Here is a 24493-nt window from a genome sequence, read left to right as displayed (position 1 = left end):
ACTTTTGTAAGGATTTTCTGACCGGAGGTATTTATGGAACACATGGGTGTGCCCACATCAGTATGGCTGATCACCTCGGCCGTCATCGTGGGCTTCTTCATTTTTGACTTTTTTGGACACGTCAAAGATGCGCACGAACCGTCACTGAAAGAATCGGGATTCTGGACCGCGTTCTACGTCACCATCGCTCTGCTTTTCGGCGGCGTGATCTGGTGGCTGTGGGACGGCGAGCACGCCGCGCAGTACTACACCGGCTACGTCACGGAAAAGGCGTTGAGCGTTGACAACCTGTTCGTCTTCGCGCTGATCATGGGCGCGTTCAAAATCCCGCGCAAGTACCAGCAGAAGGTGTTGCTGCTGGGCATCGCGATCGCGCTGGTCATGCGCCTGATCTTCATCCTGCTTGGCGCGGCCGTGATTGCCGCGTGGTCGGACGTGTTCTACCTGTTTGCGATCTTCCTCATCTGGACCGCGATCAAGCTGGCGTACGACGAGGCGACCGACCAGGAAGAAACCGACCCGAACGACATGTTCATTGTGAAGACGCTGCGCCGCGTTTTCCCGGTGACCAAGTCGTACCACGGCGACAAGCTTGTCTCCGTCACCCAGGCAGGCAAGAAGGCACTGACGCCGCTGTTCGTGGCGCTTCTGGCGATTGGTTTCGTCGACATCATGTTCGCGCTTGACTCCATCCCCGCGATCTACGGCATCACCTCTGAGCCGTTCATCGTGTTCACGACCAACGCGTTCGCATTGCTTGGCCTGCGTCAGATGTACTTCCTGCTCGACGGTCTTCTGGACCGCCTTGTCTACCTGTCGTACGGCCTGGCCATCATCCTTGGTTTTATCGGTGTCAAGCTGCTGCTGCACGCCTTGCACGAGAACAACCTGCCGTTTGTCAACGGCGGCGAGAACGTGATGGTGCCGGAGATCGGGACCTTTACCTCCCTGTCCGTGATCATCGGCGTGCTTACTGTGACCGTCGTGGCGTCCCTGGTGAAGAACCGCATGGACATTGCCGCTGGCCGCGTTGACCCGGACGGGCCGAAGTGGCACATTGACTACGACGACCACGGCAACCGCCGCAAGGTGGACAACCATGGCAACCACCTCGAGTGGATTGACGATCCCGCCACCTCTGGCCGCGGCGATCACACAGCAACCGGTTCGCGCGAGACGGATCACCTCGACGTCTCGCGCGGGGGCGAGAAATAGAAAGGGCGGTTGTCGTGACCCGGCCACAGCAATCCAATTGGAACCTGCCCAACGTGTTGACGTCGGCACGCATCGTGTTTGTGCCCGTGTTCGCGTGGCTCGTTCTCTCGGAGCGCTGGTGGTGGGCGTTCGGCTTGTTCGTGGTGCTAATGGCCACGGACAAGCTCGACGGTGACATCGCGCGTGCCCGCGGCCTTGTCACCGACTTCGGCAAGATCGCCGACCCGATTGCCGACAAGGCGCTGATGATCACCGCGCTGGTCACACTCAACATCGCATCCACCTTGCCGGTGTGGATCACGGTGCTCATCGTGGTCCGTGAGCTCGGCATCACGGTGTGGCGGATGTTCATGCTGCGCCGTGGCAACGTCGTCCCGGCGTCGAAAGGCGGCAAGCTCAAGACCGTTCTTCAGACCCTCGGTGTGGCGCTGTACCTGTGCCCGCTGCCGAGCTGGATGGACGTCCCGACGTTCATCGTCATGCTGGTCGCCACGGCCGTCACCGTGATCACGGGCATCCAGTACATCGTGGATTCGAGGAAGGTAAACAGTGGATAACTCCACAACTATCGCGCGCGAGCTTATCGACGCTCTGCGCACCCGCAACCAGACCATCAGCTTCTGCGAGTCCCTGACCGCAGGCCTGGTCGCCGCAACGCTCGCGACCGTTCCAGGCGCCTCCGACGTGCTGCGCGGCGGACTCGTCGTCTACGCCACCGACCTGAAGCGCTCGCTCGCCGGCGTGCCCGAGGAGGTCCTTTCCACCCACGGCGCGGTCTCACCCGTTACCGCCCGTGAGATGGCCCGCGGAACGCGGCGGGTGTGCCAGTCCGACTGGGCCGTTGCGGTCACCGGCGTAGCCGGGCCCGATACTCAAGACGGCCACCCCGTCGGCGAGGTGTGGGTCGGGCTGTCTGGCCCTCGGTGGACGGCGTCCTCGCCCGCGGCGCAGCTCGTCGACTCCGCGGCCGGGCGCTACGCGCTGCTGCCGTCAGCGACGGAGCCGGTGCGGGTGCTGGCGGGCGGGCGCGAGGAAATCCGCCAAGCCGCGGTGCAGGCGGCGCTTAGCGGAGCCCTTGCGGGCGTGCGGGAACAAAACTGATTGGTTAACCGTTAGTACATTCGATGGCAACGACAACTCTTCTTCTCGATAACTTCGAGGTCGCGCAGCTCAAGCGCCCCCTCGAGCGACCCGTTGAGCGCGAAGCGGTGCGCGAGCCCCTGTTACGCGAGGCACTGGGCATGTCCCTGCGCGCCTTCCGCGCGGACAAGAACGTCTCGCTGCGCACACTCGCCGCAAAGGCACGCGTGTCGTCGGGCTACATTTCCGAGCTTGAGCGCGGCCGCAAGGAGGTGTCGTCGGAGCTCCTGGCGTCGATATGCGAGGCCCTCGATACGACGGTGGCCGAGGTGCTGCTCGAGGCGGTGGCGAACCTGTCGCTGAAGTCGATTACCGACGAGCTTGAGGCGAGCGCGCCCGCGGCCGCTGAAATCTAGTTGAGCCTTCGCGTGGCTGCGTTTGCGACTACGATGGTTCAACGGTTACGCAGCACTGCAGAACAAAGACACTTTTAAACATCAACGAAAGGTAAGGCGCCGCGATGGCTAACCCGTTTTCCAAGTTCTGGAACTACCTGATGGCTCTGTTCGACAACAAGATCGAGGAGAACGCAGACCCGAAGATCCAGATCGAGCAAGCAATTAGCCAGGCGCAGCGCCAGCACCAGGCCCTGTCTCAGCAGGCCGCAGCCGTCATCGGCAACCAGCGCCAGCTGGAGATGCAGCTCAACCGCCGCCTCGAAGAGGTGGAGAAGCTCCAGGCCAACACCCGCCAGGCACTCCAGCTGGCGGACAAGGCCCGTGGCGAAGGCGACGCGCAGAAGGCGCAGGAATACGAAAACGCCGCCGAGGCGTTCGCCGCCCAGCTGGTCACGGCCGAGCAGAGCATCGAAGACACCAAGCAGCTCCACGACCAGGCCCTGCAGCAGGCGGCGCAGGCGAAGCAGGCCGTTGAGCGCAACTCCGCGCAGCTGCAGCAGCAGGTCGCAGAGCGCTCCAAGCTTCTGTCCCAGCTCGAGCAGGCGAAGATGCAGGAGAAGGTCGCCGAGACCATGTCCTCGATGAACGCGATCACCACCGGCACCCCGAACTTGGATCAGGTGCGCGACAAGATTGAACGTCGCTACGCCAACGCCCTGGGCCAGGCCGAGTTGGCGCAGAACTCCATCCAGGGCCGCATGGCCGAGGTCGAGCAGGCCGGCATCCAGATGGCCGGCCACGGCCGCCTCGAGCAGATCCGCGCGCAAATGGCCGGTGAACTGACCAACAGCCAGAAGCCGGCGATCGAGTCTAGCGAAGTGAACTCCGCACCGCAGGCAGCAGATGCAGGCAGCGACGTGTCCAACGACGCCGTGCAGGCCCGCATGCGTGAGCTGCGCGGCGAGCACTAAAGCGTTCGGTTAATCCCCAGCACCGCGCGCCATGAGCGCCTCGCCGATGCTTTGAGCGCGGCGGATGCTGCGAATCACCACCGGTGTACCAAACGCCGTCAACGAAAGGCCCGCTCCGCGGGCCTTTCGCGCGTCCAAGACCTCATTGACCGTGTTGGCCATCAGCGGGATCAGCCGGATCGTGACGGAGACGGCAAGGCTTATGGTGTCCACCGGCACACCGAAACGACGCAGGGGCGCGAGGCTGCGCTCGAGCCCGTTCATGAGCTCTTCGAGCGTTGTTGTGAGGGTGAGCAGGTTCGCGGCCGCGAGCGTGGCGACGAGCCCGAACGCCGTCGTGAGCGCCTGGGCGGGGCCGTTTTGCCACCACAGGTACAACCCGAGCAGGGCAATCAGCGGCACGACGGGGGCTAGCTGCCGCATCGCCGTGCCAAAGGGGATCCGTGCGATAACGTACAGCGCGGTGATGCCGGCCAGGACGGCGACGGTGTGCCACGGCTGGCTCGGCAGCGCCGTGATTGACACCACGAAGATGAGCAGGGCTACCAGTTTGGCCGTTGGTGGGGTGCGGTGGAGAAGCGAATTTCCGCTGATGTAGACGCTCAACGGGACGTACGTGAGCATCGCTTACTCCCCGAGAAGCTCGTTGTAAAAAGCGACGGCGTCGTGCGGGGGGCCGTCGAAAAGCACGCGCCCCTCGTCGAGGCAGAGGACGCGATCGAAGCCCGCGAGCATGTCAAGATCGTGGGTGACCACGATGACCTGCTGCTCCAGCGCCGCTATCTCACCGATAATGCGGCGGCGGTTGCGCGCGTCAAGCAGGGTGGTTGGCTCGTCGGCGATGACGAGCTCCGGCTCGATCACCAGCACGGCGGTCAGCGCGAGCAGCTGCTTTTCGCCCCCGGAGAGGGTGTGCGGTGAATTGTCGCGCTTTTCGCCGAGACCAAAGCGTATGAGCGCCTGATCGACGCGGCGCGACACCTCGTCGCGCGGGAGCTTGAAGCGGCGCACGGAAAACGCGACGTCTTCGGCGACGCGCGGCATGACGATCTGCGACTCGGCGTCCGAGAAGACGAATCCGACCCGGCGGCGCACGAGCTTGCCATCGGTGACGGGGTTGAGGGCGTCGACATACACGGTGCCGGTGGAGGGGGTAATCAGGCCATTGATCAGCCGCACGAGGGTGGACTTGCCCGAGCCGTTGGAGCCGATGATGCCGATGCGGTGTTCGGTGAGCTCGAGGGTGGTCGGATGAAGGACGACGGTGCCCTCGTAGCTCACGCTGGCGCCTTCAAAGCGGATAACAGGCATGGGTTAACGCGCTGGGCTCGCGCTACCGCGCAAAAGCTGAGGAAACGCGGTGTGCACGCCGATGGCGATGGCGACCATGACGGCCATCTCAAGCACGTCGGTGGGGATGAAAGGCAGCTGCGCTGCCAGTGCGGCGGGGAAGTCGAGCCCCGCGCGCACCACCATGCCGATGGAGCCGAACAGGTACTGAAGGCCCAGACCGAGGTAGCCGGCGAGGATAAACAGCGCCACCTTGACGGGTCGGGAGCGGCCGATGACGCGCTCTGCGATGGCGCCGGCGACGGGGACCGCGATGAGGTAGCTGATGACGTAGCCAACCGTGGCTGAACTCAGGGCATAGTAGGTGGTGCGCCCACCGGCGAGAACCGGCAGGAGAAAACCGATCAGGAGGAACAAACCGGCGACGAAAAACCCGCGCCTGGCCCCGAGGACCAGCGCCGCGAGAACGAGCGCGGTGTTCTGGATCACGATGGGCACCCCCAGGGCGCCAGCGGGGATGGCGACGAACCCCAGCACGATCACGAGCGCGGTGAACACCGCGACGAAGGCTACGTCGGCGGTGGTGTTCGATGCCTGTGTGGCCTCGGCTGAAGCCGGGGGAGTTGGTGATGTTTTCGACATGGCAGAAACCTTACTTGAACACCGTTCAGTGCGGTGCGTTTCGGGGTCCGAAAAGCGCCGGAGTGTAGATTGGACCCATGCGCTTGACCGAATTCCAGCAGCTGGTGGAAGACGAGTTCGGCCCCGCGAACGCGGGGTGGGTGATGGACTCACAAGTCCTGTCGCCGTACAACCAGACCGCGAACGAGATGATCGAAAGCGGAATCGACCCCCGTTTAGCGTGGGAGGGGTTGTGCCGCGCCTACGACGTGCCGGAAGACCGGCAACTGGGAAGAGACCGCCCGGGATTCTGACACGCGTTTCGCGGCGCGTCGCTCGCGTTCGAACATGCTTGCGTGTAGGCTTCGACGTGTCGAGGCACTGCGCTACGTTAGGGCCAGTCTCATCTGGGACCGAAGGGAACCAGATGGCCGCCTGCGGGAGTCTAAGAGGATGACACCACCCGTACTCACGCGGCGTGGATTACTTAAAAAAATTCTTGGTTAAAGGGAGTGACTGACATGGCAGCGAAAAAGAAGACGACCGCGGCAGCGGGCGGGGATCGCCAAAACGCGCTCGACGCCGCGCTGGCGATGATTGAGAAGGACTTCGGCAAGGGCGCGGTCATGCGCCTCGGGGATGAAAATCGCCCCCCGATCCAGGTCATTTCCTCCGGCAACACCGCGATCGACGTTGCGCTCGGCATCGGCGGGTTCCCGCGGGGGCGAGTCGTGGAGATTTACGGGCCCGAGTCCTCCGGTAAGACCACCGTTGCGCTGCACGCGATTGCCTCCGCCCAGCGCGCCGGCGGAATTGCCGCGTTTATTGACGCCGAGCACGCCCTGGACCCCGACTACGCCCGCAAACTCGGCGTGGATACCGACAACCTCTTAGTCTCCCAGCCCGACACGGGCGAGCAGGCGCTGGAAATCGCTGACATGCTGGTGCGGTCGGGCGCTATCGACATCATCGTCATTGACTCGGTCGCCGCGCTGACGCCGAAGGCCGAAATCGAAGGCGAAATGGGCGACTCCCACGTCGGCCTCCAGGCCCGTCTGATGTCTCAGGCGCTGCGCAAGATGACCGGAGCGCTCTACAACTCCGGAACCACCGCGATCTTTATTAACCAGCTGCGCGAGAAGATCGGCGTGATGTTCGGCTCACCCGAGACCACCACCGGCGGCAAGGCCCTGAAGTTCTACGCCTCCGTGCGTTGCGACGTCCGTCGCATCCAGACCCTCAAAGACGGCCAGGATTCCATCGGCAACCGCACCAGGCTCAAAGTGGTCAAGAACAAGGTGTCGCCGCCGTTCAAGATCGCCGAATTCGACATCATGTACGGCGAGGGCATTTCGCGCGAATCCTCCATCATCGACATGGGCGTCGACAACGGCATCGTGAAAAAGTCCGGTTCCTGGTTCACTTACGAGGGCGACCAGCTGGGCCAGGGCAAGGAGAAGGCCCGTTTGTTCCTCAAGGACAACGTCGATTTGGCGAACGAGATCGAGGACAAGATCTTCCAGAAGCTCGGCGTCGGCGCCTACGCGGGGGTTGACGCTGACGCGTTGACCGATGACCCGGTGGACATGGTCCCCAACATCGACTTCGACGACGACGATGCCAACGAGCCGCTGGGCGCCTCCGATAGCAACCTGGTGCCTAACGAGGGTTAAGCACAATGGCCGACCCTGATCCGCACAAGGTTGCCCAGCTCAAGGCCGCCCTCGAACACTTCCAGCCGGGCACGCTGTTCGACCGCGAAGAGGAGCAGGCTCTGGCGCCTGTGCGCACGCGAGCTTTGCGTTTGCTCGACCAGCGCGCCCGGTCAAAATCCGAGCTGCGTTCGCGCCTCATCTCCGCGGAGTTCGACCCAGAGCTCGTCGAGCGGGTTCTCGACTCACTGGAGAACTCGGGGCTGATCAATGACGCGGTTTTTGCCCGCGAGTGGGTCCGCCAGCGCTCCCAGCGAAGGGGAAAGTCGGTTCGTGCGCTCGACATGGAGCTGCTGGACAAGGGGGTTGCTGAGCCGGTACGCCAGGAGGCGCTGTCCCAGATCACCGCCGAGGACGAGGAAGCCGCCGCCCGAGCTGTCGCGGAGAAGAAGGCCCGCGAAGTCAAGGCAGCGCCATCCGATCGCGCGGAGTACGACAAGCACCTGCGCCGGATTGTTGGGGTGATGGCGCGTCGCGGCTACAGCTCCGCGCTGAGCCTGCGGCTGGGCCGCGACGTGCTCGACGCACGGATTGCCGAGTGCGAGTGACCCAGCTGCGCAGGCCAGCCAATGGCACTGCACCTCTAACGGCTGAGGGTGACTGGCCACAGTCAATCGGGGGCATGGTGCCATCCACCAAAAGACCGCCGGTGTCGCGGGAGTGAGGGACGACCTGAGCGCGCGGATGGCGAGAATGTCGCTCATTAAACCCGCTGAGATCCTCGGCGGTTATGTCTGTCCGTTCAGCGGCGATAGACTCGCTAGCCGTGACAACTTCGCTGAACCCCGATGCCGCACGCACCTACGAGGTGCGCACCTTCGGCTGCCAGATGAACGTGCACGACTCCGAGCGCATCTCCGGGATGCTCGAGGACGCGGGATACACCGCGGCCGACGAGGGGGCCGAGCCCGACCTGGTGGTTTTCAACACCTGCGCCGTGCGTGACAACGCGGACCAGCGCCTCTACGGCTCGCTCGGTCAGCTGAAGAAGACCAAGGACAACCACCCGGGGATGCAGATCGCCGTCGGCGGGTGCCTGGCGCAGAAAGACCGCGACACGGTGATAGAGAAGGCGCCGTGGGTGGACGCCGTCTTCGGCACCCACAACATGTCGGCGCTCCCAGCGCTGCTCGACCGCGCGCGCGTCAGCGAGGAAGCCCAGGTCGAGGTGGTGGAAGCACTCGAGGTCTTCCCCTCGGTGCTGCCGGCGAAGCGGGAAAGCTCTTACGCGGGCTGGGTTTCCATCTCGGTGGGCTGCAACAACACCTGCACGTTTTGTATCGTTCCCTCGCTGCGCGGCAAGGAGCTCGACCGTCGCCCCGGAGACATCCTCGCCGAGGTCAAGGCCCTCGTGGATCAGGGGGTCTCCGAGGTGACCCTGCTCGGCCAGAACGTTAACGCCTACGGGGTCAACTTCGTCGACGCATCCCTTGAGCGGGATCGTTCCGCGTTTTCCAAGCTGCTGCGTGCCTGCGGGGACATCGAGGGGCTCGAAAGAGTGCGTTTTACCTCGCCGCATCCGGCGGAGTTCACCTCAGACGTGATTGATGCAATGGCGGAGACTCCCAACGTGTGCCCGCAACTGCACATGCCATTGCAGTCCGGCTCGGACAAGGTGCTCAAGGATATGCGCCGGTCCTACCGTTCGAAGAAGTTCCTCGCCATCTTGGATGAGGTGCGCGACAAGCTGCCCCACGCGGCGATCACCACCGACATCATCGTCGGCTTCCCCGGCGAGACCGAAGAGGACTTCCAGGACACGCTCGACGTGGTGGAGAAGGCCCGGTTTACTTCGGCGTTTACCTTCCAATACTCCCCTCGGCCAGGAACGCCTGCGGCGGAGATGGCCGACCAGCTGCCGAAGGGCGTTGTCCAAGAGCGATTCGAGCGCCTCGTGGCGCTGCAGGAGCGCATCAGCGCGGAGGAGAACGCCAAGCTCATCGGCACCGAGGTGGAGCTGCTGGTCCAGGCGGGCGGAGGCAAGAAGAACGACTCCACCCAGCGCATGTCGGGCCGGGCGCGGGACGGGCGCCTGGTGCACTTCACCCCGCGGGGTGAGATTGACCAGGAGGTGCGCCCGGGTGATGTTGTGCACGTCGCCGTGACGGATGCGAAGCCGCACTACCTGATTGCTGATTCGGGCGTCGTCAAGCATCGTCGCACGAAGGCCGGGGACAATTCCGCGGTGGGCGATGTTCCCACGACCGCACCGATCGGGGTCGGGCTGGGGTTGCCTTCGATTGGCAAGCCCGGTGCGGCCCCGGCAAACAGCGGCTGCTGCTAAAGTCAATCGAAAGTTCGATTGAGGAGGGCACGTGCAGGATCCGTCAGACCAGCTCGCGCGCGAGGAGCGCGCCGCCGCGTCCCGCGTGGACCTCGTCGCGACGCGTTGGGCGCTCATCGCGGCGGTGGTGCTCTACGTCATCGCACTATTCCTGCCGTTCGCCGGCAACGTGGCCGGCTGGCAGATCCTCACCTTCACCGACGCGGCGGACGCGGTGCAGGCGAAGCTGACGGAATACGCGTTTACGGTTCTGTCGTTTATCGGCCTCGTGGTGCTGACGTCGCTGGTGCTTGCCACCAGGCGATTCCCCCTCGCCGCCGCGGGGTGGATGTTTACCACAGTGTCGTTTCTCATCTCCATCCTCGCGATCTGGCTGCGCCGGACCAGTTCCGCGTTCGACCAGGGCTTCTACCACGGTCCGGGGATCTACCTGGCGATTGTTGCCGTCGGGATCGCCGTGTTCGCCTACATCCCGGTCGTGCTGCGGCGCAGCGAAACCCAGTCCGAGATCGCCGAGCGCCGCGGTGCGCTGGAGGGCCGAGACGAGGTCGCCCTGGCGCAGCGGGCCGCCACCCGCGAGACCGCGTCGCGCGAGAACCCCTTGCTTGTCGACGACCGCCGCGCCCGCGCAGCCGAGCGCCACAAGAAGAACCGGGAAGGCTAAGAAGCGTCGCCCCACTCAGGGAATCGGAAGCATATTGCCGATTTCGCGTATATGGGGTAGAATTGCCCTCACATTCGCCTTAATCGGAAGGATTTTGCCGAAATGACAGCGCCCGATTCCGACGTCCCTTCCCGCATCGGCAGAGAGATTCGCGCTATGCGCAAAGAGTACATGCTGACGCAGCAGCAGCTGGCGGAGCTGGCCGGTATCTCGGACCGCACCTTACGCGACATCGAGGCAGGCAGCGCAAGTCCCAGCATTGGCACCGTCGTGAGAGTGCTGGGCACGCTTGGCCTGGATTTAGAGGTGAGGCGATGAAGCCCCTTGACCAGCTCAGATTTGTTAAACAGGCTGACATTTACAAGTCGGGCACGCTCGCGGGAAAGCTCGAGCGTATGGAAACGGGTGAAGTTCGATTCAATTACCTCCCGTCGTATTAGGGGGAGCCAATTGCCTTCACCCTTCCATTGGGTGCGTCGCTTCGAGGCGCTGGGTTGCCCGCCTTCTTCGCTGGGCTACTTCCGGAAGGGCACCGCTTGACCGTCTTGCAGCACAGGGCTAAGACCTCGCTTGATGACGAATTGACCCTGCTACTCGCCGTTGGCCAGGATGTTCCCGGTGATGTTCAGGTGGTACCGCACGGTGACGCACCTCGAGATCCGGAGGCATTAATCACATCTGCCGTGGAGGACGTGGACTTCCGGGAGGTTACCGGAGCTGTCGATTCGCATGCTATTCCGGGAGTGCAGCGTAAAGCGTCCGCTTCGATGGTGAACATGCCGGTGTCGAGCAGTAGCGAGCAGGCAATCCTCAAGATTGATCCGCCAGGGCATCCGCACCTGGTGGAAAACGAGGAACTGCACCTCAGACACACACACAGGCGTTGAAGATTCCCGTCGCTCAGGCTCGCACGGTAACTGATAAACACGGGGTTCTGGGGCTGTGGGTGACCAGGTTCGACAGGGTGGGCACCGGGGATTCCTCGGTCAGGCTTGCCATGGAGGACAGCGCGCAAGTGCTGGGGGTGTTGCTTGCGCGAAAATACAATGTGGAAGCAGAGACAGCGGTCAATGCACTCGCCCAGCGCTGTTGATCACCGTTAGTGGCAGCGCGAAACCTCTACCTGTGATTCCTCTTCGCGTGGTTGTCCGGCAACGGTGACCTGCATGCGAAGAATATTTCGATTCTGCGTGATCTGCAGGGCAGGTGGAACATCGCACTGATTTACGATATCCCGTGCATGGCGCTTTACCGCGACATGACGATGGCGCTGCCTGTTGCCGGGAAGGTTAAGGGGTTGTCCCGACGCCATTGGTTAGAATTCGCTGACTCCATCGGTTTGCCTCAGGCAGTTGCTGACAGTGCGATCGAGCAGGCCTTGCGAATCGCCTCCGCGGTTGATCTGGGCACCTTGCCGTTTTCGGGGTCCCCGCTCACCGGGGCAGAGCGAGAATTGCGCAACCGTCGTTTCAAGATCGAGGGATAGGCAGACGGCTACCTGCTGACCCACGCCCAGAGCATCCGCAGTGTCATCAAGGAGGCCATGCTTGTCGACGCCGCGGGGATCGATGCCTTCGGCATCAGCGAGCACCACCGGGAGGGCTACGCCGCGTCCGCCCCCGACATGCCGCTTGCCGCCATTGCCTCGCGCACGAACAACATCCACCTGACCACCTCGGTCATCGTGTTGTCCTCGGACGACCCGGTGCGCGTCTCCGAGCGTTTTCCACGCTGCTGGCACTCTCGGATGGTCGCGCCGAGATGCAGCTCGGTCGCGGCTCGTTTACCGAGTCCTTCCCGCTGTTCGGCTACGACCTGAGAGATTACGAGGCGATCTTCGAGGAAAAGCTCGACCTTGTGCGCCCGCTTCTCGACGCCAACCGCACGGCCACGCCGTTCTCCTGGGCGGGCTCCACCCGGGTGCCGCTTGAGCGCGCCGCGGTCTGCCCGCGCACCGATATACCCCTGCCGGACTGGGTTGCGGTGGGCGGATCCCCCGAGTCCGTCGTGCGCGCGGCACGTCAGCGGGTGAAGTTGATGCTGGCGATCATTGGTGGCGCGCCCGTGCGCTTCAAACCCCTCGTGGATCTCTACCACCGGGTGAACAAGGAATTCGGCGAACCGCGCGACTGCGGCGGTACCCACGTGCACGGCTTCGTGGCCGCAACCGATGAGGAGGCAGCTGAGCGGATCTACCCGCATTGGCACCGATCCCGTACGCTGGGCGGGCGCGACCGCGGTTGGTCGGAGCCGACGCGGGAGCAGTTTTACAACGAGATCCGCCACGGCGCGCTGCACCTCGGCTCACCCGAGACGGTGGTGCAAAAGACGGCGCACACAATACGTGAGCTCGGCCTGGATCGCCTGGTGTTCAAGTACTCTAACGGGACCCTGCCGCACGAGTACTCACTCGAATCGATCCAGTTGATGGGCGAGCAGGTCATCCCGCGGGTGCGGGAGTTGCTGGAGGAGGGGTAGAGGTCGGACCTCGTGGTGCTTTTCAGCATGATGCGCTTGGTGATCGTGGGGCTCGTGAAACTGTGGCGCGACTTCTCGGCGAGCAAGCCTGGGCTTCACGCTTAACCGTGAGCTGACCCCTGGCGCTCGTTTGCACAACGCCAGTTGCCTGAAGCGAGCCCTTAGTTGAGCCGCTCAACGATACGCACCGTCTCCACCGCCACCCGCGTCACCTTCGCGATCAAGTCCACGATGTAGCGCGGGTTCCCGACTTCGTCTGCCCAGTCGTTTGGGTCGTTCACGATGCCGGAAGCCTTGTCCTTCTTCACCTGGTAACGGTCCACAATCCACCCGAGCGCGCTGCGCGAACCGAGCATGTACTCATCGGCCTCGACAGGGATGTCAGAGATGGTGACGCGAGAGTTGTACTTCAGTGTGGTCACGTCGTTGATGTTCTTACCCGTTTCCGGGTCGACGGTTTTCGCCCACGCCATTTTGGTTACTCGCCACGTCTCGCGGTCCGTTGCATCTCCCTTGACAGTGACCGTGACGGGCCACGGCTCGACATCCTCGTACCCCACGTGCAGCTTCATGAGTTCCCGCCCTGCGGTGGCGAACTTATCGAACTCCTCGCGCGAGGCGGGCGTCTCGATGTGCGGGAGCATCTTCTTCAGGTCTGCCGCGTACGTCTCGCGGTAGGCGGGGTCGTGGAGCTTGCCGTAGACAAAGTGGAAGATGTCATCGCCGGTGATGTCGGATCCCAGGGCTCCACGGTAGATCGCCTTGATCTCGTCGGTGACGTTGTCCACACGCACGTACCCGTCGACAACCTCGCCGATCTCGCCGTACTCGCTCGGCTCGAGAGCTTGCGTGACGACGCTCCCTTCACCGAACAGGACGCCATCAGCGTCGACCGGTGCCCAGGTGAAGCGCGGGAAGAGTTGGGCAGGTACACCCCAGAAATTAAGATCAACGATTCTGTCTGCAGCTATTACAGCAAACTTAGTCCGGTCCGCAGCTGCGGTTGCAATGATCCCTATATTCTCATGTTTCTTTGTAGGAAATGACGTTAAAAGCTGGGAGACGCGATGAATTAGTGGACGCTCAAAATAAGCCAGTTGCTTGTGGAAAGGTCGGTAGGACACTTCCACAATCATTTCACTAGAAAACGGACGAATTTTTCTGCCTTGCGCTAGCCTACTTGTGAGACTCGACGACCATTTGATCTCAGTAGCACTGGAAAAGCGAGGATTCGACTTTAAAAAATCTGTCGCATTCTGCTGTAAATTAAAACTGCTGACGGCTTGGTTGAATGTTTCAATATGACGTGAAACGTTCTCTCGGAGGTTAGTAGGCGAAAAATTGTAAACCCAACTGTCCCGGCTTGTTCCTAGACCCATGGAAATATTATCAAAGTACCTCGTCACGGTGGTTTTTCTATCACCGAGCACCGGCCATGTTCCGAAGTCTTCACTTCGTTGATTTAACCAATCGCCGGAATCGTTCGGCTGAATAGTCTGCCACTCGACGTTCCCTAGGCTGCTTCGGTTGACAATGCCCAGCTTTTCCTCGGCGCTGAGGTAGTCGCCGATATCGCGGTAGTGGAGGGCGAATCCGGTTCGCTGCGGGTCCTTGATACCGACGGTGATGGCAATGGTGCTGCGTGAACCAGAACCAAACACTTTGCCGCCTTCTTTGCGAGACTGCTCACCGGCGGTGCGTTGGTTGCCCCGCAGGTTGAACACGTACATGTCGGTGAAGTCTCGCTCCATTGACAGGCGCACGCCGTCCCCTGTGTTGCCGTCAATCCAGCCGCCGTTGGAGACGAACGCGACAATTCCCTGGTCGCCGATACGGTCGGTGGCCCAGCGGAAGGCGCGAAGGTAAGAGTCGTAGAGCGAATTCTTGTTCGTCGCGGTTGACAAGGCCACATACGTCTCGGCGATGCGCTTGTCCAGGCTGGGGTACTTCAGGTTGGCGTTGAGATCGTTGGCGCTGGTCTGCCCCGCAGAGTACGGCGGGTTGCCGATGATCACGTTGATCGGAGCCTTCTTCTGCCGTTCGATCGAGGCGTTGTTTTCGCGGAAGATGTTCAGGTCAGGGATGTCGCCGTCCTCGTGGATCTGGAAGGTATCCGCCAGTGCGATGCCGTTAAACGGCACGTAGTCGGGCTCCGGCTCGCCTCGTCGCAACGCTTCCTCGGCTTGCAACGCGTTGTAGGTGGTCTCGATGTTGACCGCGGAGACGTAGTAGGCCAGCAGCATGATCTCGGTGGCGAAGAGCTCTCCTGCGTACTTCCGCGCCATGTCCTCTGGCTTGATGAGGCCCGATTGGAGCAATCGGACCATGAACGTCGAGGTTCCAGCGAAGGGGTCGAGGATGGTCACCCCTTCGTCTGTTAGCCCGCGGCCAAAGTGCTCAAGGGACGCGTCATTCGCCGCGCGCAGGATGAAGTCCACGATCTCCACGGGGGTGTAGACAATGCCAAGTGCCTCGGCTTGCTTCCTGAAGGCCTTACGGAAGAAGCGCTCGTAGAGTTCCTTGATCACCTGTTGCTTGCCGGAGGCCGAAGTCACCGCGGCGGCGCGCAGTCGCACCGACTCGTAGAACTTGTCCAGCTTTTCCGTCTCTGCGTCGAGGTGGTTGTTCGCCATCGCGTCGATCATGCGTTGCATGACTTTCGAGACAGGGTTATGGGCGGCGAAGTCGTATTCCGCAAACAGCGCGTTGAACACTGGGGCGGTGATCAGGTGCTGGGAGAGCATCTCCACGGCCGATTCGGGAGTGATTGAGTCGTTGAGGTTGTTACGAAGGCCCTCGACAAAAGAGTCGAATTCCCGGCGCAGTTTCGGATTGGCGTTAGCCAAGATCGCTTTGATTCGCGTGATCTGTGCTTGGGCGATCTCGGCGACGTCGTCGGCCCAGTCTTCCCAGTAGGTTCGTGTGCCCACCTTGTCGACAATCTTGACGTACATTGCTTCCTGCCACTGCTCCAGGGAGAACAGGGCGAGGGTTTGTGAGGAAAGTTCATTTTCCCTCTCTGTCGGCGGGTCGGTGCGGTCGCCGGAGTTTTCGTCAAGTTTCTTCGCGGGGTCGTCGATGTGTACGACATCGATGGGTAGGGCGTCAGGCTTGCCATCGTTGAGCGAAACTGCATTAACCACGGCGTTGAAGCGGTCGTCGTGGGCGCGCAGCGCGTTGAGGATCTGCCAGACTACCTTGAACCGTGTGTTGTCGTTGAGCGCCTCCGACGGGGACTTCCCTGGGGGCACGGCCACCGGCAGGATGATGTAGCCGTAGTCCTTGCCTTCCGACTTGCGCATCACGCGGCCCACGGACTGGACGACATCGACCATGGAATTGCGGGGGTTGAAGAAAATGACGGAGTCGAGCGCGGGGACGTCCACACCTTCTGAGAGGCAGCGGGCGTTGGTGAGCACGCGGGTTTCGGTACCGGTGAAGGAGGACTCCAACCAGGAAATGCGGTTGTTACGGGCCAGGGCGTTCATGGAGCCGTCGACATGCTGCGCTTCCACATCAAGCTCCAGGTTGAGCTCCGAGATATCGCTCATCGCCGATGCCTCGCGCAACGACTGCTGGTAGTTCGCAATCAGCGCCGGGTAGGTCTCGGCGATCTGTTTTGAGGTCTTGATGTCCTTGGCAAAGGCTACCGTACGGCGCATGGGTTCAGCACCGTGTTCGAAGCCCGACTTCGTTCCCTGCTCCTTGCCAGAACGTTTGGCAAGGCCGTTCCACGCGCCGATCATGGCTGAAGCGAGCGAAAGGTTAATCTCTTGATCGCCCCGGGCTAGGGTATCCGCCGCGATGTCCTCGTCGACCGTCATCACCAGGACCTTGTAGTCGGTGAGAAGACCCGCTTCCACCGCCTCGCCGAAGCCAAGGCGATGGAACTCTGGCCCGAAGATTGCCTCGTCGTCCATGGATGCGACCTCGGCGGAGTGCTCGGCGGCCTTGCCCTTGACGGCGTCGTCGAAAAGCCGCGGAGTGGCGGTCATGTACAGCCGCTTGGCGGCCCTGATGTAGTCGGCGTCGTGCACCTTCGTGAAGTTCGAGGCCTCTTCACCGGCGAGAGTCACACCGGTGGTGCGGTGTGCTTCATCGCAGATGACTATGTCGAATTCGTCGAGGCCGCTTGCCTGGGCGTCATGAATCGCGGGCAGCGACTGATAGGTGGAGAAAATGACGTGCAAACCGCTGCTGCGCTTGCCGGAGCTCATGCGGGATGCAATCTCGGCCCCGTTGGTGGAGACGGGGACTTCAAGGTCGTACGAGGCGATGTCCTCGGCCTTCTTTGACACTTTGGTGTCGGAACAAACTGCGATCGATCTCAGATCCACGCACGCCTGCGCCGTCCATTCCTTCAGCGTCTGCGAGAGCAGGGAAATGGACGGGACTAGGAACAGAACCCTTGCCTTCCCGCCGTTGTGGTAGGCGATTTGCTCAGCCAGGCGCAAAGCGGTGAAGGTCTTGCCGGTGCCGCACGCCATGATCAGCTTGCCGCGGTCTGAGGTTTCAAACCCCTCGATGGCTTTATCAATCGCCGTCTGCTGGTGAGGGCGCGGCGAAAAGGTCTCCTTGCGGGAGAGGTTGACCTGAATTTCTGAGCCGGGAAAGGCGACGTCCCAGTCGATGGGGGACTGGGCGATGTCGGCCAAACCGATGCGGCTAGTCGGGATGACCTGATTCTCTAAAGCCTTCTCGGCGTTGGCGGACCACTTGTCGGTGGTGGAGATGACGATGCGGTTGGCGAAGGATTCCGGACCATTCTCAGTGGAGAAACTGTGCCCGGAAGCCTCAAAGAAGGAGTCCAGGTGGCCCTTTTGCAGGTAAGTGGATTCCTTGTAGAACTTGCACTGGATGGCTGTCCAGCGACCGTCCTCACGCCGGCGGGCTACCAGATCGATTCCGGTGTCCGCGTTGCTTCCGTTGTAGCGCCAGTCCACCCAGCGGCAGACATCTTCGTACTCGTTGGCCAGGACCGGATCCGATCGGAAGAAGTTCACCATGAGCTTCTCGAATGCGGAACCGTACTTGCCCGCGGGTTGGTTCTCCCGGAGCTGATCCATGACCTGAGCGAACGAAGACATACTGGGAATTATGTCCTACAGATGGGGCTGGTGCATCCATTCAGAGCGATGGGTTTCTACAGCTGGGGTCTTAAGTCGATGGAACTGCAACTATGCCGACTAATTCTCGCATTTACCCGAGGGTCGAAGTGTTTCCTTGAGCAAGTCCGAGCGAAAAAGGTTCAACAAGAGAGTTGGTGAGGAAGTCGTGGTTGATAAGGCCGGCAATTTTTCCGGGCCAGCTCGTACCCGGGGATGCGATTCGAAGAATGTGCGCCATGACCAATAAAGCGCCATAGAGTCGTTCGCTTTGGGATTCCGGGAGCTCGTTGAATTGCGGCAAAGTCCGCAGCGCCGCGGTAGGCGCGGGAGTGAAGGATTTATTCCACAGCCTTCCGTGGTGTGCGCAGGTGTTACGGATGACCGTTAGCTGCTCGAGCCAGCGTGCAAGCGGAGGTTTCGTTTTAACCTTGCGTTGTTGGCTCGTGGAGAGAGCCTCCAAACTAAAAATGAAACCGAGGTCCGCGCTTATTTCTCTCTGCTGGTTTGCGAAGAGACCCTCGAACAACCTGGAAATGTCCGAGAAGTCTAAGACCTCCGCAAGTACCCAGAACGGGTACCGCCCATTGTAATGAGCCGTGTAATGCTTAATTGCATCGTTGTGCCGGCTCGCACGAGCAATTCGTTTTCGTGCGGTGCTCATCCATTGAGAATGATTGAATGTCGGCCGGAATAGGCGTGGATCTTCATAGGCTAGGGGATCAGGATGACAGACGATCTCACCGATCCTCGTGCGCATCGTGATCTCGACCCGTTCCATGCCGTCATGGACAAGCGTGCGAAGCTTGCGGTCGGCTTCGTATAAGGCGACGACATCATCGAAGGATTTGCCTGGTACAAACGTGTCGAGCCGTTGACCTCCAGAACCCTGTTGTCTCGCGGGGTACCAATAGGCCGAGAGCCTGTAGTAGGAGACGTTTGACAGCCACTGTCGTGCAAGAGACTCATCGACGGATAGACCGCGAGAACGGAGCAATTGGATCTGATCGGCGATAGAAGTTGCGGATTTAAGCATGTTTGCCACCGAGCTCCCCCTGCCCTTGCGGAAATAGAGATCCAGCCCACTCCCGACGAATGTCGAGGCGGGCTGAACGGTTAATTCGAATATAGCATCCGCATCCCCTCATGGCAATTGTCAGAGGGGAATTCCTTGACGGACCAGGGTGGCCACCGCTAATCGCGCTTACCCTGACGCTGCCACACCGTGGTCGCCGATACCATATCAACAGAGAACCGCTCGACCAATGCCTCGGCCACAACCTCACCCGCAGGGCAGGAAGCGAACGCCGTCTCCGCGTCCTCCCACCGCTCGCGTGCAACACACAGCACCGCCGCTACCAGATCGCACCCGAGACCCCGACCACGGTACTCGGGCAGAACGTAGACCAGGCCGAGCTCACAGACGGATTCGACGTCGTGGTCGAAGGTGACGGCCTCAGCAAGGCCGACAACTTCACCCGAGTCGTTGCGTGCGAGGGCGGTGAGTTGGGTACCGCCGCGGTCACGCAGCCGTGCGCCGGCGTCGGTGAGCCGTTGGCGGGTCCAGTCCACGGTGTCGAGGATGAGCTCGCCGCGCGGGAAATTCGCCGATGCGGAGGCGAGCAGGCGCAGGAACGAGTCGATGTCCTCAGGTGCGAAATCCATGTCGGCGACGACATCCACCGCGTGCACGGGTGCGGGCACTGCCTCCAGGGACAGCGTTGCCTGTACCTCCGAAAACGCCGGGGTGTAACCGTGCTCGCGCAGGGCGGGAGGCTCATTGGCGCCTAGGGAGTGCGTCACCCACACGTGGCGGATGGGGCGGTGGAGGGCGTTGGAGAGGGCGTCGATAAGCGAAAGCGCGTGGGCCCAGGGAGCAGCGGGGATCTCCTCGCCGGGCAGGGGCGCGATGGCGGCGTCGAGGGTGATGTGGGCCTCGAGGACGCGGGTGTCTTCCAACAGGGGGAGGGAGGCGAAGACCCAGGCCTCGACGTCGAGAAGATCGTCGGGGCTAAGGGCGGGGTAGCCGAGATCTCCAAGCGGGCGCGGGGCCTCGCGGGTGGTCAGTGCGAAAAGGTACGACAGCGACTCCGCCGAGCCCTCGAGGCGTTTGGCCACGTGCGCCGCTGAAACGCCCGACGTGGACAACCCCGTGATGTCCTGGGCGGCCAGGGTGGAGGAGAACACGTAGGCGTTGATGGCCTCGGTGTCACCGGAGTCGACGATGAGCGCGGTAGGCACTATTGGCTGCTGACCGCCTTCGCGGCAACGTCCGCGAACTCCTGCCACTGCTTCGCCTGGGCGCGCAGCTCCTCAGCCTTTTTCGCGTTGCCTTTCGCCGAGGCCTCCTCCGCCTGCTTGGTCAGGTCGTCCGCCTTGACCTGGAACTGGTTGACCTTGTCCTGGGCGGCAGGATCGGAGGCGCGCCAGCGCGACTCCTCGGCATCGGCCACGCGCTTCTCAATCGCGGCGATCTTGTCCTCGTACTCGCGGACCTTGCCGCGCGGAACGTAACCGATTTCCTCCCACTTATCCTGCAGCTCGCGCAGCTTCGACTTCGCCGCGCCGAGCCCCTTGGCCGGATCAATCTGGGAATCGTACTCCGCAATCAGCGCGTCCTTCGCCGCGGCGTTGGCCTCGAACTCGCGGTCGCGCTCGGCGTTGACGGCGTCGCGGGCGCCGAAGAAGTGGTCCTGGGCGGCGCGGAACTGTGCCCACAGCTTGTCGTCCACGTCGCGCGGGGCGCGGCCGGCCGCCTTCCACTCGTCCATCAAATCGCGGTAGGCCCGCGCGGTCTCGTTCCACTCGGTGGAGTCCTTCAACGCCTCCGCGCGGGCGACGAGGTCCTCCTTTGCCTTCTTCGCTGCAGCCCTGCCGCGGTCCAGCTCGGCGAAGTGCGCGCCCCGGCGACGGTTGAACCCGTCCCGGGCACGCGAGTAGCGCTTCCACAGCTCATCGTCGGTCTTGCGGTCGATGCCGCGGATGGTGCGCCACTCATCGAGAATCGCGCGGATGCGATCGCCCGCGGCCTTCCATTCCGTGGAGTTCTCCGCAAGGTCCTCGGCTTCCGCGGCGAGCGCCTCCTTGCGGGCAATCGCCTCGGCGCGGCGCTGCTGCTTCGCCTCGTTGGCGGCCTCGCGGGCCTTGGTGGAGTTGTCGATGATGGCGTCGAGTCGCTTGTCCACGGCATCCAGGTCGCCGATCACGGCCTGCTCGTCGAGGGTGTCCTTGATGCTCTGGGCCTGCGTTTTCAGGGAGTCGGCGTCCTCCGGGTGGGTCGACAGGCGGGTTTCCAGCAGCGCGACCTCGGTGACCAGGTCGTCGAAGCGCTGGCCGTAGTGGGCGAGGCCCTCCTCGGGGGTGCCGGCCTGCCAGTTGGCGATGGCGCGCTCTGTGCCGCCGCGTGTGAGGTAGACGGTGCCGTCGTCAGCCACGCGGCCGAATTTCGACGGATCAGCCTTCGTCGGTGTCGGGGTGGGCGTTGCCGGGGCGGGGTTGACTTTCTTGCGAGCGAGAACGCCCGGGGTGGGGATGCCGGGGCCCGGTGCCGGGGTGGAGTTCTGCGTCATCGTGGAAGGTCCTTTCGCCTCGTGTGTCGCCGCGCGGCACGGCTGCCTGTGATGCTGCCGATGAGTCTACTGGTATCGGAAGGGTGGTGTGCGGGTTGTACCGTTGTTTCCGCCTAAAACCGGATGCCGAAAAGTGCTGTGTTTCAGGGGTTGGGTCAGTGCAACGTTAGCCGTCCGGTTTTAGGCGGAAGGGGGCGGGGTGAATGTTCCCCGGAGGAGTTTGCGAATTTTTCGTTTTCCCGCGCTAGGGTGGGTGTATGGCTACAGCACAAGACCATCTCATGGCCAGCTCGGCGCGCAGGCGAGGGTCGCATACAGTGATGCCCCCTGCGCAGCTCGATGAGCTTCTCGATCTTAGAAAGTTTCTCTCGATAATCAGAGAGGATGCAGCACTGCTCGGACCGGATGGGCAAACAGTGCCCCTGCCTGAGGAGGTTTTTAACATCCTGAGCGAGGTGGTTGATGCTATGCAAGCGGGTAAAGCCATTACCGTGGCACCGGTTGATCAACTCCTCACCACTCAAGAAGCCGCAAACTTTCTGGGGATCAGCCGCCCTACGCTGGTCAAGCTTCTCGAAGACGGACAGATTCCCTATGAGAGGACATCAGGAGGCAGACACCGCAAAGTGCGTCTCGCAGACGTGCTCACCTATCAGGAGCGCACACAAGTGCAGCGTAGAAACTCGCTGCGAGCCCTTACCGCCGAGGCAGCGGCCCTGGGCTTATACGACGAGACTGCGGATTCCTACCGCGATGCTCTCGCGGAGGTCCGCAAAAAAGTCAACGAGGAGCTATAGCGGTGGCGCGCTTCAGTGCGGTGCTTGATGCGTGCGCGATGGTTCCCATTTCTCAGGCCGACACTCTCTTGCGCTTAGCGGAATCCGGTCTCTACCGGCTGATCTGGAATTCCCTCATTCTCGAAGAAACCAGGAGAGCTTTGGAGAGAGTCCACCCGGATATGAAAGAGACTGGCGCGGCTCGCCGGCGGGTGAACGTGATGAACGAGGTATTTGTGGATGCCTGTGTTCGCGGCTGGGAACCTCTGGTTCAAGCCATTGATCTTCCGGATGAAAATGACCGCCATGTTGTCGCCGCAGCGATTCTCGGACGTGCTGACATCATCGTTACTGCGAACGCGAAAGATTTCCCCGAGAGGGAACTAAAGCGTTTTCAACTCTCGGTACAGACCCCTGACGAGTTCCTTCTCAATCAGCTGGACCTGAATGCGAGCCTAGTCATGGACGTCCTTCGAGGGCAGGCGGAGGACATGATTAACCCGCCACGTACCGTGGAAGACATCATCTCCAGTCTGGAGAAGGCGGGAGCGGAAAATTTCGCGACGTATGCGCGCCGGCAGATTTGGCGCGCCTCCCCCTAAAAACGGTGAGAGTTGCGGGGGTTCTAGAGGCTAATCGGAGCGGTTTCAGGTGTGTGACTTTAGGCGGAGGGGCAGTGGCTAAGGTGGAGCCTGTGACAGCGCCCAACCTCCTGATCATCCCCGGATCCCCGGCGCTCGTGCGCGAGCTTTCCCCAGCGCACGGCCCTTCGCGCCGCCTTGCGGAAACCATCCGGCGCACGGTTGCGGGCTACCCGCCGCGCCCAATCCACATCGTCGGCAGCCGGGACGAGCGCTGGTACACCGCGCACACCGGATCCTTCGCCGCGTGGGGAGCCCCGCAGGTCACGCTCAAGGGTGGCAACCACCTGCCGGAGCTCGTCGCCCGCTACGCGCTCGAGGATCCGGACGTCGCCGGCTCACGCGAACACCTGCAGCCCATTGACACCGATGCGCTGACGGTCGTTGTCGTTGACGGGCCAGCGGGTTTGACCGAGCGCGCCCCGCTCGCACTGGTGGAGGGAGCGCGCGAGGCGCACGAGGCGCTCGAGAGGTTCGTCGACGGCGGGGAGTTTCCGGGGTCGTTGGACGGGGTCGTCGAGAAGCAGCTGTGGCGTGAGCTCGCGGCGCTGGAGGCTGAAAAGCGCCTGGTGGATAGCGATGATTCGCTGGGCGTGGGGGCGTATGTGGCGGAGTGGTCGTTGTGAGTAGTAAGCAAGAGAACACCTGTTCTATAAATTGGTCGGGGATGTCCTTCGCCAATGCATAATGTGTGGCAAGGTAAGACGTAGTGGTGAAGGAGGAAAATATGACTGTACCGGCGATGCAACGGTTGACCCCCGAGCAGGCGGAGCGTGAGCTGGCCCAACTTGAGGCGTCGGTCGACGGTGGGATTCAAAGATTTGAGCAGCGCGCGTACCGCTATGAGCTCTCCCCTCGTGAACGAGGGGTGTGGGAGCGAATCAGCGAGTTGAGATGGCTTCTCGGTCGTGAGTGAGCACGGCGAAGCGAGTCTGGAAGAACTCGTTGATAAGTTCGTCGGCGATCTCACTAGGTCGCTGAATGCCTTTGCGGGGGAGTGCCCGCCATTTAAAACAACTGTGGTGAATTCGTCCCAGACTCGCGAGTTAGTCAACATCCGGTTCGATCAAAGCGAGGAAGCGCCGGGCGCGTTGTTGCTGAAATCCCGCGGGCAGGGCGTATTGAGCTTGGCGGTGACAATCGGCTGTACGTGGGATTCCGCTAGTCGGTTCCTCGCCGTAGAGAAGTCCTCATTTGCAGTTTATCCTTACGATGAAGTGACGAAGGAGCCCCTGTTCCGTGTCGAGTACGTAAGGGGCTCAAATAAATATCGACCCAGCTCGCATTTTCACGTACATGCGCACCGGGATGAATTTACCCATCTCATGAGCTTCGCCGCAAAGGTGGACGTGGAGAAACAGGGCAAGCTTGAAGACTACTTTAAAAAAGGTAAAAAGCTGTCCTCGTTCCACTTTCCCACCGGGGGCCATAGGTTTCGGCCGTGCATGGAAGACATCCTTGAGGTGCTTCGAGTCGAATTTGACCTGAATGTCAAAAACGGTGCTTGGGCAAAGCAACTCAAGCGGGCGAGGGAAGATTGGCGCAGGATTCAAACCGCTGCGGTTGTGCGCGACTGTCCGGAGGTGGCACTGAAGGTGCTTGTGCAGGAGTACGGTATGCCCGCCCCGGCAGGGTGGGCGTGCCCAGAAACGGACGTGGCAAAGCTGACAAGAAGTTAGCCCCGCTAGG

23 protein-coding genes and 2 pseudogenes are annotated in these 24493 nt (G+C 61.9%); 18 read left to right on the top strand and 7 right to left on the bottom strand.

The genetic code is table 11. The features are described from left to right. Nucleotides 1-42 precede the first annotated feature (42 nt). The 5 genes from RIU96_RS09400 (at nt 43) to RIU96_RS09380 (ending at nt 3664) form a co-directional block, all read left to right on the top strand. Nucleotides 43-1215, top strand: a complete 1173-nt coding sequence (locus RIU96_RS09400) for a TerC family protein (RefSeq protein WP_136651678.1) — start codon at nt 43-45, stop codon at nt 1213-1215. 14 nt (nt 1216-1229) lie between these two features. Continuing rightward, nucleotides 1230-1772, top strand: a complete 543-nt coding sequence (gene pgsA / locus RIU96_RS09395) for a CDP-diacylglycerol--glycerol-3-phosphate 3-phosphatidyltransferase (protein WP_311204899.1) — start codon at nt 1230-1232, stop codon at nt 1770-1772. After that, a complete protein-coding gene (locus RIU96_RS09390; RefSeq protein WP_311204898.1) occupies nt 1765-2316 on the top strand; it encodes a CinA family protein in 552 nt (183 codons plus the stop codon). The genes pgsA and RIU96_RS09390 overlap by 8 nt, the downstream gene beginning before the upstream one ends. A 23-nt stretch (nt 2317-2339) precedes the next feature. Further along, nucleotides 2340-2711, top strand: coding sequence for a helix-turn-helix domain-containing protein (locus RIU96_RS09385; RefSeq protein ID WP_136651641.1), 372 nt, complete (start codon nt 2340-2342; stop codon nt 2709-2711). A 104-nt stretch (nt 2712-2815) separates the two neighbouring features. Next, complete coding sequence (locus RIU96_RS09380; protein WP_136651642.1) at nt 2816-3664, top strand: PspA/IM30 family protein; 849 nt, start codon at nt 2816-2818, stop codon at nt 3662-3664. Nucleotides 3665-3673: 9 nt separating this feature from the next. Here the strand turns inward: RIU96_RS09380 and RIU96_RS09375 are convergent, their stop codons facing one another. Genes RIU96_RS09375 through RIU96_RS09365 form a run of 3 tightly spaced genes read right to left on the bottom strand, consistent with a single transcriptional unit; the run spans nt 3674 to nt 5596 of the window. Further along, the gene (locus RIU96_RS09375; protein WP_259821993.1) at nt 3674-4288 is read right to left on the bottom strand and encodes an energy-coupling factor transporter transmembrane component T family protein; all 615 of its coding nucleotides are present in this window, start codon (nt 4286-4288) and stop codon (nt 3674-3676) included. Nucleotides 4289-4291: 3 nt separating this feature from the next. Continuing rightward, a complete protein-coding gene (locus tag RIU96_RS09370) occupies nt 4292-4975 on the bottom strand; it encodes an energy-coupling factor ABC transporter ATP-binding protein (protein ID WP_311204897.1) in 684 nt (227 codons plus the stop codon). Nucleotides 4976-4978: 3 nt separating this feature from the next. Beyond that, entirely contained in the window at nt 4979-5596 is a 618-nt protein-coding gene (locus tag RIU96_RS09365; protein WP_136651645.1) for a biotin transporter BioY, read from the bottom strand. Between the two features lie 77 nt (nt 5597-5673). On the opposite strand from RIU96_RS09365, the gene RIU96_RS09360 reads away from it, so the two are divergent. The 9 genes and pseudogenes from RIU96_RS09360 (at nt 5674) to RIU96_RS09315 (ending at nt 12713) form a co-directional block, all read left to right on the top strand. Then, nucleotides 5674-5889, top strand: a complete 216-nt coding sequence (locus RIU96_RS09360) for a DUF3046 domain-containing protein (protein ID WP_006840118.1) — start codon at nt 5674-5676, stop codon at nt 5887-5889. Between the two features lie 207 nt (nt 5890-6096). Then, complete coding sequence (recA, locus tag RIU96_RS09355; protein WP_136651646.1) at nt 6097-7248, top strand: recombinase RecA; 1152 nt, start codon at nt 6097-6099, stop codon at nt 7246-7248. A 5-nt stretch (nt 7249-7253) separates the two neighbouring features. Further along, entirely contained in the window at nt 7254-7835 is a 582-nt protein-coding gene (gene recX / locus RIU96_RS09350) for a recombination regulator RecX (protein ID WP_311204896.1), read from the top strand. Nucleotides 7836-8017: 182 nt separating this feature from the next. Continuing rightward, the gene (miaB, locus tag RIU96_RS09345) at nt 8018-9571 is read left to right on the top strand and encodes a tRNA (N6-isopentenyl adenosine(37)-C2)-methylthiotransferase MiaB (RefSeq protein ID WP_396136757.1); all 1554 of its coding nucleotides are present in this window, start codon (nt 8018-8020) and stop codon (nt 9569-9571) included. A 31-nt stretch (nt 9572-9602) separates the two neighbouring features. Further along, nucleotides 9603-10235, top strand: a complete 633-nt coding sequence (locus RIU96_RS09340) for an Rv2732c family membrane protein (RefSeq protein ID WP_311204894.1) — start codon at nt 9603-9605, stop codon at nt 10233-10235. Between the two features lie 102 nt (nt 10236-10337). Continuing rightward, on the top strand, nt 10338-10553 hold the full coding sequence (locus tag RIU96_RS09335; protein WP_311204893.1) for a type II toxin-antitoxin system RelB family anti-toxin: 216 nt from the start codon (nt 10338-10340) through the stop codon (nt 10551-10553). 149 nt (nt 10554-10702) lie between these two features. Further along, on the top strand, nt 10703-11122 hold the full coding sequence (locus RIU96_RS09330) for a HipA N-terminal domain-containing protein (protein WP_311204892.1): 420 nt from the start codon (nt 10703-10705) through the stop codon (nt 11120-11122). Then, nucleotides 11119-11721, top strand: a pseudogene (locus RIU96_RS09325) (type II toxin-antitoxin system HipA family toxin). The gene RIU96_RS09330 and the pseudogene RIU96_RS09325 overlap by 4 nt, the downstream one beginning before the upstream one ends. 57 nt (nt 11722-11778) lie before the next feature. Continuing rightward, nucleotides 11779-12713, top strand: a pseudogene (locus tag RIU96_RS09315) (LLM class flavin-dependent oxidoreductase). A 161-nt stretch (nt 12714-12874) separates the two neighbouring features. On the opposite strand, the gene RIU96_RS09310 reads toward RIU96_RS09315, so the two are convergent. The 4 genes from RIU96_RS09310 to RIU96_RS09295 form a co-directional block, all read right to left on the bottom strand. Then, nucleotides 12875-17800: a DEAD/DEAH box helicase gene (locus tag RIU96_RS09310; RefSeq protein WP_311204890.1), complete on the bottom strand. Its 4926-nt coding sequence runs from the start codon at nt 17798-17800 to the stop codon at nt 12875-12877. 112 nt (nt 17801-17912) lie between these two features. Next, complete coding sequence (locus RIU96_RS09305) at nt 17913-18854, bottom strand: Abi family protein (protein WP_311205182.1); 942 nt, start codon at nt 18852-18854, stop codon at nt 17913-17915. Between the two features lie 158 nt (nt 18855-19012). Next, entirely contained in the window at nt 19013-20059 is a 1047-nt protein-coding gene (locus RIU96_RS09300) for a GNAT family N-acetyltransferase (protein WP_311204889.1), read from the bottom strand. Further along, the gene (locus tag RIU96_RS09295; protein WP_311204888.1) at nt 20059-21387 is read right to left on the bottom strand and encodes a DUF349 domain-containing protein; all 1329 of its coding nucleotides are present in this window, start codon (nt 21385-21387) and stop codon (nt 20059-20061) included. Before RIU96_RS09295 ends, RIU96_RS09300 begins: the two co-directional genes overlap by 1 nt. A gap of 257 nt (nt 21388-21644) precedes the next feature. Between RIU96_RS09295 and RIU96_RS09290 the strand changes: the two genes are divergently transcribed. From RIU96_RS09290 to RIU96_RS09275, 4 genes are all read left to right on the top strand, one after another. Next, nucleotides 21645-22184, top strand: a complete 540-nt coding sequence (locus tag RIU96_RS09290; RefSeq protein ID WP_311204887.1) for a helix-turn-helix domain-containing protein — start codon at nt 21645-21647, stop codon at nt 22182-22184. Nucleotides 22185-22186: 2 nt separating this feature from the next. After that, nucleotides 22187-22765, top strand: a complete 579-nt coding sequence (locus RIU96_RS09285) for a VapC50 family PIN domain-containing toxin (protein ID WP_311204886.1) — start codon at nt 22187-22189, stop codon at nt 22763-22765. 92 nt (nt 22766-22857) lie between these two features. Continuing rightward, on the top strand, nt 22858-23430 hold the full coding sequence (locus RIU96_RS09280; protein ID WP_259810126.1) for a hypothetical protein: 573 nt from the start codon (nt 22858-22860) through the stop codon (nt 23428-23430). Nucleotides 23431-23712: 282 nt separating this feature from the next. Continuing rightward, complete coding sequence (locus RIU96_RS09275) at nt 23713-24483, top strand: hypothetical protein (RefSeq protein WP_259792480.1); 771 nt, start codon at nt 23713-23715, stop codon at nt 24481-24483. The last annotated feature ends 10 nt before the right edge of the window (nt 24484-24493 follow it).

This window comes from Corynebacterium sp. Z-1 (assembly GCF_031844665.1).
Lineage (GTDB): Bacteria > Actinomycetota > Actinomycetes > Mycobacteriales > Mycobacteriaceae > Corynebacterium > Corynebacterium sanguinis.
This window is presented reverse-complemented; position numbering and strand designations above follow the sequence as displayed.

What these genes read in the sequence shown, in the direction of transcription:
- RIU96_RS09400 (WP_136651678.1), top strand. Translation starts at nt 43, where the DNA reads ATGGGTGTGCCCACATCAGTATGGCTGATCACCTCGGCCGTCATCGTG.
- RIU96_RS09385 (WP_136651641.1), top strand. Translation starts at nt 2,340, where the DNA reads ATGGCAACGACAACTCTTCTTCTCGATAACTTCGAGGTCGCGCAGCTC.
- RIU96_RS09380 (WP_136651642.1), top strand. Translation starts at nt 2,816, where the DNA reads ATGGCTAACCCGTTTTCCAAGTTCTGGAACTACCTGATGGCTCTGTTC.
- RIU96_RS09375 (WP_259821993.1), bottom strand. Translation starts at nt 4,288, where the DNA reads ATGCTCACGTACGTCCCGTTGAGCGTCTACATCAGCGGAAATTCGCTT.
- RIU96_RS09370 (WP_311204897.1), bottom strand. Translation starts at nt 4,975, where the DNA reads ATGCCTGTTATCCGCTTTGAAGGCGCCAGCGTGAGCTACGAGGGCACC.
- RIU96_RS09365 (WP_136651645.1), bottom strand. Translation starts at nt 5,596, where the DNA reads ATGTCGAAAACATCACCAACTCCCCCGGCTTCAGCCGAGGCCACACAG.
- RIU96_RS09360 (WP_006840118.1), top strand. Translation starts at nt 5,674, where the DNA reads ATGCGCTTGACCGAATTCCAGCAGCTGGTGGAAGACGAGTTCGGCCCC.
- recA (WP_136651646.1), top strand. Translation starts at nt 6,097, where the DNA reads ATGGCAGCGAAAAAGAAGACGACCGCGGCAGCGGGCGGGGATCGCCAA.
- recX (WP_311204896.1), top strand. Translation starts at nt 7,254, where the DNA reads ATGGCCGACCCTGATCCGCACAAGGTTGCCCAGCTCAAGGCCGCCCTC.
- miaB (WP_396136757.1), top strand. Translation starts at nt 8,018, where the DNA reads ATGTCTGTCCGTTCAGCGGCGATAGACTCGCTAGCCGTGACAACTTCG.
- RIU96_RS09335 (WP_311204893.1), top strand. Translation starts at nt 10,338, where the DNA reads ATGACAGCGCCCGATTCCGACGTCCCTTCCCGCATCGGCAGAGAGATT.
- RIU96_RS09310 (WP_311204890.1), bottom strand. Translation starts at nt 17,800, where the DNA reads ATGTCTTCGTTCGCTCAGGTCATGGATCAGCTCCGGGAGAACCAACCC.
- RIU96_RS09305 (WP_311205182.1), bottom strand. Translation starts at nt 18,854, where the DNA reads ATGCTTAAATCCGCAACTTCTATCGCCGATCAGATCCAATTGCTCCGT.
- RIU96_RS09295 (WP_311204888.1), bottom strand. Translation starts at nt 21,387, where the DNA reads ATGACGCAGAACTCCACCCCGGCACCGGGCCCCGGCATCCCCACCCCG.
- RIU96_RS09290 (WP_311204887.1), top strand. Translation starts at nt 21,645, where the DNA reads ATGGCTACAGCACAAGACCATCTCATGGCCAGCTCGGCGCGCAGGCGA.